Genomic DNA, 9,092 nt, shown 5'->3' with positions numbered 1-9,092 from the left:
GCTGGGCCTGCCTGCACCGCCCGAACCGCCGGGCCTGCCGGAACCGCCCGAACCGCCCGGCCCGGCGGACCCGTCCGGCCCACCGGAGCCGGCTGGCCCACCTGGACCGCCCTGCGTACCCGAACCGACTGGCCCGCCCGAACCGACTGGCCCGCCCGGGCGGGCCGGCGTCCGGCCTTCGCTCCCCGCAGCCGCGTTCCTGTTGCGTCCCGTGCCGGTCATGGCGGTCACGTCCCCCGGGCCGCCAGGACGGCGGCGAGATCGAGTCCCCGTGCCCGGTCCATGTCCTCGCGGTACTTCAGGACCGATCCCAGGGTCGCCACGGCCAGCTCCGCGTCCACCTCGGTCGCCCCCAGCGCGGCCAGCGCCTCGGCCCAGTCGATCGTCTCGGCCACTCCGGGCGGCTTGAGCAGGTCGGCGCCCCGCAGCGCCTGCACCAGCGTGGTGACCTGCTCGGCCAGCCGTGCCGACACCTGCGGCAACCGGATGCGCACGATGGCCAGTTCGCGGGCGAAGGAGGGGTGGTCGAACCAGTGGTAGAGACACCGCCGTTTCAGGGCGTCGTGTACCTCCCGGGTCCGGTTCGAGGTCAGGACGACCACCGGCGGTTCCTCGGCGCGCAGCGTGCCGATCTCCGGGATCGTCACGGAGTACTCGGACAGCAGCTCCAGCAGGAACGCCTCGAACTCGTCGTCGGCCCGGTCGATCTCGTCGACGAGCAGGACCGACGGCTGCGTCCGCAGGGCCTGCAGCAGCGGCCGGGCGACGAGGAAGCGCTGGTCGTACAGCTCGCTCTCCAGGCGGTCCGCGTCCTGGACGCCGGCCGCCTCGGCAGCCCTGAGGTGCAGCAGCTGCCGCGGGAAGTCCCAGTCGTACAGGGCCTGGGAGGCGTCGATGCCCTCGTGGCACTGAAGCCGGATCATCGGCGCGCCGAGCGCCCCGGCCAGCGCGGTCGCGAGCGCGGTCTTGCCCACGCCCGCGTCGCCCTCGCAGAACAGCGGCCGGTGCAGTCTCAGGGCCAGGAAGCAGGTGACGGCCAGCCCTTCGTCGACGAGGTAGCCCGTCTCCTCCAGGCAGGCCCGCACCTGCTCCGGGTCGTCCATCCGGGTGATCGGTGCTCACCCCATTCCGGCGGCGGTCAGCACCGCCCGCTTGGTCAGCACCCGCGCGAGGTGCTCCCGGTACTCGGGCGAGGCGGACAGGTCCTGCGACGGCCGGGTGCCCTCGGCCGCCGCCTCGGCGGCCCGGGCCACGGCCCCGGGACCGTCGGCACCCGTCAGCGCCTGCTCGGCCGCCGTGGCCCGCAGCGGGGTCGCGCCCATGTTGGTGAGTCCGATGCGCGCCTCGGCGATGTGCCCGTCGGTGCGCCGGACCAGCGCCGCCACGCCGACGATCGCCCAGGCCTGGGCGACCCGGTGGAACTTCTCGTAGTGGAAGGTCCAGCCGTCCGTCTTCGGCACCCGCACCTCCACGAGGAGTTCGTCGGGCGCAAGGGCCGACTGGAGGTAGTCGACGAAGAAGTCCCGGGCCGGGATGGTGCGCCGCCCGCCCGGCCCGGCGGCGACCAGTTCACCGTCCAGGGCGAGCACCACCGCGGGCAGGTCCCCGGCCGGGTCGGCGTGCGCGAGCGAGCCGCCCAGGGTGCCCCGGTGCCGTACGGCGGGATCGGCGACCGTGGCCGTCGCGACCGCCAGCAGACCGGCGTGCCGGCGCACCAGCGGGTCGTGGAGCACGTCGTGGTGCGTGGTCAGCGCACCGATGACGAGGGTGTCGCCGTCCTCGCGGACGCCGCGCAGCTCGGGGATCCGGCCGACGTCCACGACCAGCTCCGGGAAGGCCAGCCGCAGGCGCAGCAGCGGCAGCAGACTCTGCCCGCCGGCCAGCACCTTCGCTTCCTCGCCCGCGTCCGCGAGCGCCCGCACCGCCTCGTCGACGCTCTCCGGTCGGGCGTACTCGAATGCCGGGGGAATCATGCCGACGCCTCCTTCACGGCTCGCCACACCCGCTCGGGGGTGCAGGGCATCCGCACGTCGTGCACGCCCAGCGGCCTGAGCGCGTCCACGACGGCGTTGACCACGGCGGGTGTCGAGGCGATCGTTCCGGCCTCCCCGACGCCCTTGACCCCCATGGAGTTGGAGGCCGCCGGGGTCTCCGTCCGGTCGGTGACGAAGTCGGGCAGGTCCGCGGCCGACGGCACGAGGTAGTCGGCCATGGTGCCGGAGACGAGGTTGCCCTCGTCGTCGTACACGGCCTCCTCGTACAGTGCCTGCGCGATGCCCTGCGCGATGCCGCCGTGCACCTGGCCCTCGACGATCGTCGGGTTGACGACCCGGCCGACGTCGTCGACGCAGACGTACGACCGGATGCGGGTCGCACCCGTCTCGGTGTCGATCTCGACCGCGCACAGGTGGGTGCCGTGCGGGTAGGAGAAGTTCTCCGGGTCGACCAGGGTCTCGGCGTTGATGGACGGCTCGACGCCGTCGGGCAGGTCGTGCGAGGTGAACGTCTCGAAGGCGACCTCCTGGATGGTCCTGCGCGCCTCCGGTGAGCCCTTCACGGAGAACACGCCGTCCGTGAACTCCAGGTCCTGCTCGCTCGCCTCCAGCAGGTGCGCGGCGACCTTCCGGGCCTTCTCCACGACCTTCGTCGCCGCCCGGTGCACGGCCTCGCCGCCGACGGTCAGCGACCGCGAGCCGTAGGTGTCCATGCCCTGCGGGGCCGACTTGGTGTCGCCGTGCACGACTTCGACGTCATCGAACGGCACCCCGAGCACGTCGGCCGCGATCTGGCTCCAGCAGGTCTCGTGCCCCTGCCCGTGCGGGCTGGTGCCGGTGACGACCTCGACCTTGCCGGTGGGCAGCATGCGGATGCTCGCAGCCTCCCAGCCGCCGGCCGCGTACCTGAGGTCGCGCAGCACCCGGCTCGGGGCGAGCCCGCACATCTCGGTGTACGTCGACACGCCGATGCCGAGGCGTACGGGGTCGCCGCGCTCGGCGCGCTCCCGCTGCTCGGCGCGCAGCTCGTCGTACCGGAACAGGGCGAGCGCCCTCTCGGTCGCCGCCTCGTAGTTGCCGCTGTCGTAGGTCAGCCCGGCGACCGTGGTGTACGGGAACTCCTCGTGCCGGATCCAGTTGCGGCGCCTCAACTCCACAGGGTCCAGGTCGAGTTCGGCGGCCAGTTCGTCCATCACCCGCTCGATGGCGAAGGTCGCCTCCGGGCGTCCGGCGCCGCGGTAGGCGTCGGTGGGCGTGCGGGTGGTGAAGACGCCGGTGCAGTTGAACTCGTAGGCGTCCATCTTGTAGATCGCCGGGTACATGAAGGCGCCGAGGATCGGGATGCCCGGGGTGACGAGCATGAGGTAGGCGCCCATGTCGGCGAGCAGGTCGACCTTCACTCCGAGCAGCCTGCCCTCGCGGGTGGCGGCGACCTCGACGTCCTGGATCATGCCGCGGCCGTGGTGGGTGGCGAGGTAGCCCTCGGAGCGGGACTCGGTCCACTTCACCGGGCGTCCGAGTTTCCGGGCGACGGCGAGGGCGAGGGCCTCCTCGCCGTACACCTGGAGCTTGGAGCCGAAGCCGCCGCCCACGTCCGGGGCGATCACCCGCAGCTTGTGCTCGGGGATCCCGGTGATCGTGGCCAGCATGATCCGCAGGATGTGCGGGATCTGGGTCGCCGAGTAGACCGTGTACTCGCCGGAGGCGGCGAGCGGCGTGACGACGACCGCACGCGGCTCCATGGCGTTGGGGATGAGCCGCTGCTGGTGGTAGCGGCGCTTGAGAGTGACCTCGGCGCGCTGCCGTACGGCCTCGAAGGCCTCGCCGGTGGCGAGCGGCCAGGTGTAGCAGCGGTTGGTGCCCTTGTCGGCGTGGACCAGCGGGGCGTCGTCCGCCAGCGCCGCCTCCAGGTCCAGCACCGGGGGCAGCGGGTCGTAGTCGGCCTCGATCGCCTCCAGCGCGTCGGCCGCCGCGTACCGGTCGCGGGCCACCACGACGGCCACCGGGTCACCGGCGTAGCGGACCTCGTCGACGGCGATCGGCGGGTGGTCGGGCAGCACGATGTCCTCGGTCACCGGCCAGGCGCAGGGCAGCGAGCCCAGCCCCTCGGCGAGATCGGCGCCGCTGAACGCCGCGACGACCCCGGGGCGTTCGAGAGCGGGGGAGACGTCGACGCGGGTGATGCGGGCGTGGGCCATCGGGCTGCGCAGGACGGCCAGGTGCAGCAGTCCGGCGACCTGGATGTTGTCGGTCCAGTTGGTCTGGCCCGTGATGAGGTGGGCGTCCTCCTTGCGCAGGCGGGCGCGGCCGACCTCGTGTTCGACGGCCTGATCGGTCATGCCGTGACCTCCTTGCCGACCGGCTGCCCGGAGGCGGCGAGCACCGCGCGGACGATGTTCTGGTAGCCGGTGCACCGGCAGAGGTTGCCCTCCAGGGCTTCCCGGACCTCGTCGGAGGTGGGGTGGGGGTTCTCGCGCAGCAGATCGCGCGCCGCCATGATCATCCCCGGGGTGCAGTAGCCGCACTGCAGACCGTGCCGCTCGTGGAAGGAGCGCTGCAGCGGCGTCCACTCGCCGTTCTCGGCCAGCCCCTGCACGGTGGTCACCTCGCCTCCGTCCGCCTGTACGGCCAGCACCGAGCAGCTCTTGACGGTCGCCCCGTCCAGGTCGACGGTGCACGCGCCGCAGTTCGAGGTGTCGCAGCCGATCGGGGTGCCGGTGAGGCCGAGGCGGTCGCGCAGGTAATGGGCCAGGAGCAGACGGGGTTCCACGTCGTCCTCGTAGGCCGTGCCGTCCACGTTCACCTTGATGTGGGTCATGTGCCCTCCAGACCGTGCGGGCAGGAGCGAGGGGAAAGCGGGGAGAACGAAATAGATCGGTCATAGCGGGATGATGTAGGTCACTCTATGACTGTGCTCCGGCGGCGGCGAGCGCTGCCGCGGGATTTTGTTGAGCGTTAATCCATTGCTGTCGCGGGGGCAGTCCTGCTGCACTGCTGCCGACCCGACGTCACACGGAGAGGACCAGAGATGCGCACTGCGTGTATGTCCGCCCAAGAAGGAATCCCACCCATGCCGAAGGACATCACGCTCAGTGCATCTGCTCAATCTTGGAATTCTCGCGCACGTAGACGCCGGTAAGACCAGCCTGACCGAACGGCTGCTGCACACGGCCGGAGTGACGGACGAGATCGGCAGCGTCGACGAGGGCAGCACCCGGACGGACACCCTGGCGCTGGAGCGCCGGCGCGGCATCACCATCAAGTCGGCGGTCGTGTCGTTCCCGCTCCGCGGAGTGACCGTCAACCTCATCGACACCCCCGGTCACCCGGACTTCATCGCTGAGGTGGAGCGCGTGCTCGGCGTGCTCGACGGGGCCGTCCTGGTCGTCTCGGCCGTCGAGGGAGTCCAGGCGCAGACCAGGGTCCTCATGCGCACCCTGCGGCGGCTGCGCATCCCCACCCTGGTCTTCGTCAACAAGATCGACCGGCGCGGCGCCCGCGGCGAGGCCGTGCTGTGGGAGATGGCGCGCAGGCTGGCCGTACCGCTCGTGCCCCTGGGGGCGGCCACCGGGCTCGGTACCCGCGCCGCCCGCTTCGTGCCCGGCCTCGGCCCGTTGGCCCTGGACGTGCTCGCCGATCGCGACGACGACCTGCTCCGGGCCTATGTGGACGGCGATGTCCCGGACGCGCGCCTGCGCACCGCCCTCGCCGCGCAGACCCGGCAGGCCCAGGTGCACCCGGTCGTCTTCGGGTCCGCGATCACCGGCGCGGGAGTGGACGAGCTGGTCACCGGCATCGAGCGACTGCTGCCCCGCGCCGACGGGGACCCGGACGGCCCGCTCTCCGGCACGGTGTTCAAGGTCGAGCGGGGCCCGGCGGGGGAGGAGATCGCCTACGCCCGGATCTTCTCCGGCGCCTTGCGTGTGCGAGACCGCATCCCCTTCGGGAGCGCCCGCCAGGAGGGCGGGGGCGGCCGTGGTGAGGGCGGGGACGGCCGGGCGACGGCCGGGGGCGACCGGCAGGAGGGCAGGGTCACCGCTCTCACCGTCTTCGACGCGGGTGCCGACCTCCGGCAGGACGGCGTCGGGGCGGGCCGGATCGCGAAGGTGTGGGGCCTCGGCGGCATCCGGATCGGCGATGCGCTCGGCGCGCCCGGCAGGGCGTACGAGCACCACTTCGCGCCGCCGACCCTGGAGACGGTCGTCGTCCCTGAGCCCGGGACGGACCGGCGGTCCCTGCACCTCGCGCTCACCCAGCTCGCCGAACAGGACCCGCTCATCGGGGTCCGCCACGACGAGCTGCGGGGGGAGACCTCCGTCTCCCTCTACGGCGAGGTGCAGAAGGAGGTCGTCCAGGCCACCCTCGCCGAGGAGTACGGCCTGGACGTGAGCTTCCGGGAGACCACCACCCTGTGCATCGAACGGCCGGCCGGCACCGGACGGGCCGTGGAGTTCAACAAGAAGGACCCCAACCCCTTCCTCGCCACCGTCGGCCTGTGCGTCGATCCGGCCCCGCCCGGCTCGGGCGTGCGGTTCCGTCTGGAGGTCGAGCTGGGCTCCATGCCGTACGCCTTCTTCAAGGCTGTCGAGGACACGGTCCGCGAGACCCTCGGCCAGGGGCTGCACGGCTGGCAGGTCACCGACTGCACCGTCACCATGACCCACTCCGGCTACTCGCCCCGGCAGAGCCACGCCCACCAGGGTTTCGACAAGAGTATGTCGAGCACCGGCTACGACTTCCGGGGCCTGACCCCGCTCGTCCTGATCGAGGCGCTGCGCCGGGCGGGCACCCTGGTGCACGAGCCGATGCACCGCTTCCGCGTCGAGGTTCCTGCGGACACGCTGGGCACCCTGCTGCCGGTGCTCGCCCGGCTGGGAGCCGTGCCGGAGGGCACCGGGGCGCAGGGCCCAGCGGTCGTCCTGGAGGGCGTCGTCCCCGCCGCCCGGGTCCATGAGCTGGAACAGCGGCTGCCCGGCCTCACCCGGGGCGAGGGTGAGCTGGAGACCGCCTTCGACCGCTACGCACCGGTCACCCGCGGCCCGGCCCCCGAGCGGCCGCGTACCGACCTCAACCCGCTCGACCGGAAGGAGTACCTGCTGAACGTGACGCGCAGGGTGGGTGACTGAGCGTACGGGGGTCCCGCCCCCAGTTATGACCATCAGTCAACTTACTTGTGAGTCAGAAGTATTGACGCTGCAGGCGCCCCGCCGGACTGTGGTGTACATGACGAGCATTCGGGTGCGTCTGCTGACTGTGCTGGTCGTCCTCTGCGGATTCCTGACGGTGGCGGGCGCCCCGCCCGCCACCGCCGCCCTCCCGGCCGGCTCCCTCTGGTTCGACGGCACCCCGCTCACCGTCCAAGGCGGCCGCTTCCTCGACGGGCAGGGCCGCGAGGTCGTGCTGCGCGGCTACAACGTCTCCGGCGAGACCAAGCTGGAGGAGAACGGCGGCCTGCCCTTCGCCTCGGTCGCCGACGCCCGCACGTCGGCGACCGCACTGCGCGCCCTCGGCGGCGGGAACGCGGTCCGCTTCCTGCTCTCCTGGGCGCACGCGGAACCCGTGCGCGGCAGGCCGGACACCGCCTACCTGGCCGCCGTCACCGAGCAGATGCGCGCCTTCCTGGACGCGGGCATCCGGGTCTACCCCGACTTCCACCAGGACCTCTACTCCCGCCGCCTGTTCGACGCGGGCAGCTGGTACACCGGCGACGGCGCCCCCGAGTGGGCCGTGGACGCCGGGAGTTACCCCAAGGAGTTCTGCGGCATCTGCCTGTTCTGGGGGCAGAACATCACCCAGAACGCGGCCGTGCAGCAGGCGCAGTACGACTTCTGGCACAACGTCTACGGTCTCCAGGACGCCTTCCTCGCCACGGCCGGGGCGACCATGACCTACCTCAGGCAGCACCTGGGCGAGGACGAGTTCGCGGGCATCGTCGGCTTCGACCCGTACAACGAGCCGTATGCGGGCCGCTATGACTCCGGGCAGACCTCGCGCACCTGGGAACGCGACCTGCTCTGGCCGTTCTACGGGAGGTTCCGGGCTCGCATGGACGCCGCCGGCTGGCAGGACAAGCCCGCCTTCGTCGAGCCGAACCTCTTCTGGAACGCCAACATCTCCACCCAGAAGCAGGAGGGCGGACTGCTGGACGCGGGCACGCTCGGCCCGGACTACGTCTTCAACACCCACTTCTACGACCAGAAGGCCATCTCCGGCATCCTGATGTGGGGCAAGGCGGCCGACGGGCAGTACGCCTTCGACTTCGCGGCCGTCCGCGACCGCGCCTCGGCGGCCGGCACCGCGGCCGTGGTCAGCGAGTTCGGTCATCCCCTGTCCGGCACGGTGTCCGACAAGGCGCCGACCGTCCTCAAGGCGATGTACCAGGCGCTCGACTCCCGCCTGGCCGGAGCGGGTTGGTGGACGAACCCGGCCGCGTCCGGCCCGGTGCTGTCCGGCTCCCAGTGGCAGTGGGACCTCTACAACGGCCGCCACCACGAGCTGATGAACGGCAACCCGGACAAGGTCGTCACCTCGGGCGACGGCTGGAACGGCGAGGACCTCTCCGCCGTGAAGCCCGACGACTCGGGGAACGTGATCCTGCGCCAGGACGCCCGGCTGCTCGACCGGATCTACCCGAGCGCCACCGCCGGCACGACCCTGGCCTTCACCTACGAGGACCGCTCGCGGGACGGCTCGGCCACCCTCACCTGGAACCCGGTGCCGAGTGCGCTGCCGGACGTGGCACGCCTGGTGGGCTCGGGCCAGTACGGGCTGCTGGTGTGGCGCTCCGGAAGCGGCACCGCACCCACCGAACTGCACCTGCCGGCCACCTTCCCCGCCTCCGCGACCACCGTCGTCTCCGACCTGGGCGCGATCCACGGACCGCCCGCCTATACGGCCTCCACTCCCATAGGCGTGGCCCCCGAGCCGGGGGGCACCGGCAGCCGCCGGCTGCTGGTCACCGACACGGACTCCGGGGCCCTGCACTACGCGCTGGTGACCAACGGGGCGACGGCACCCTCGGCGGACCTGCTGGCCGCGGCGCGGTCCGAGCTGGCCGCGTGGGCGGCGGCGCGCTTCTGACAGCGGCACGGCCTCCGG

General features: G+C 72.2%; 6 protein-coding genes. 2 read left to right on the top strand and 4 right to left on the bottom strand.

Annotated elements, in window-relative coordinates; translation table 11 throughout:
• Positions 1-227 precede the first annotated feature (227 nt).
• From AB0H32_RS44310 to AB0H32_RS44295, 4 genes are read right to left on the bottom strand one after another with little or no spacing between them, the layout of a single operon-like run.
• Positions 228-1,103 (bottom strand): MoxR family ATPase, encoded by an 876-nt coding sequence (locus AB0H32_RS44310; protein ID WP_361134083.1) that lies wholly within the window; start codon positions 1,101-1,103, stop codon positions 228-230.
• 15 nt (positions 1,104-1,118) lie between these two features.
• Positions 1,119-1,973 carry a xanthine dehydrogenase family protein subunit M gene (locus tag AB0H32_RS44305; RefSeq protein WP_361134080.1) on the bottom strand — a complete coding sequence of 285 codons (855 nt, stop codon included), beginning with the start codon at positions 1,971-1,973 and terminating at the stop codon, positions 1,119-1,121.
• Positions 1,970-4,333: a xanthine dehydrogenase family protein molybdopterin-binding subunit gene (locus tag AB0H32_RS44300; protein WP_361134077.1), complete on the bottom strand. Its 2,364-nt coding sequence runs from the start codon at positions 4,331-4,333 to the stop codon at positions 1,970-1,972. The genes AB0H32_RS44305 and AB0H32_RS44300 overlap by 4 nt, the downstream gene beginning before the upstream one ends.
• Positions 4,330-4,812 carry a (2Fe-2S)-binding protein gene (locus AB0H32_RS44295; protein ID WP_361134075.1) on the bottom strand — a complete coding sequence of 161 codons (483 nt, stop codon included), beginning with the start codon at positions 4,810-4,812 and terminating at the stop codon, positions 4,330-4,332. Before AB0H32_RS44295 ends, AB0H32_RS44300 begins: the two co-directional genes overlap by 4 nt.
• Before the next feature lie 274 nt (positions 4,813-5,086).
• Here AB0H32_RS44295 and AB0H32_RS44290 point away from each other — a divergent pair, with 274 nt between their 5' ends.
• Together AB0H32_RS44290 and AB0H32_RS44285 are read left to right on the top strand one after the other, a co-directional pair.
• Positions 5,087-7,120, top strand: coding sequence for a translation factor GTPase family protein (locus tag AB0H32_RS44290; protein WP_361134072.1), 2,034 nt, complete (start codon positions 5,087-5,089; stop codon positions 7,118-7,120).
• 97 nt (positions 7,121-7,217) lie between these two features.
• Positions 7,218-9,074, top strand: a complete 1,857-nt coding sequence (locus AB0H32_RS44285) for a cellulase family glycosylhydrolase (RefSeq protein WP_361134069.1) — start codon at positions 7,218-7,220, stop codon at positions 9,072-9,074.
• Positions 9,075-9,092: the final 18 nt, after the last annotated feature.

Source organism: Streptomyces sp. NPDC020362 (genome assembly GCF_040642095.1).
Classification (GTDB): Bacteria; Actinomycetota; Actinomycetes; order Streptomycetales; family Streptomycetaceae; genus Streptomyces.
This window is presented reverse-complemented; position numbering and strand designations above follow the sequence as displayed.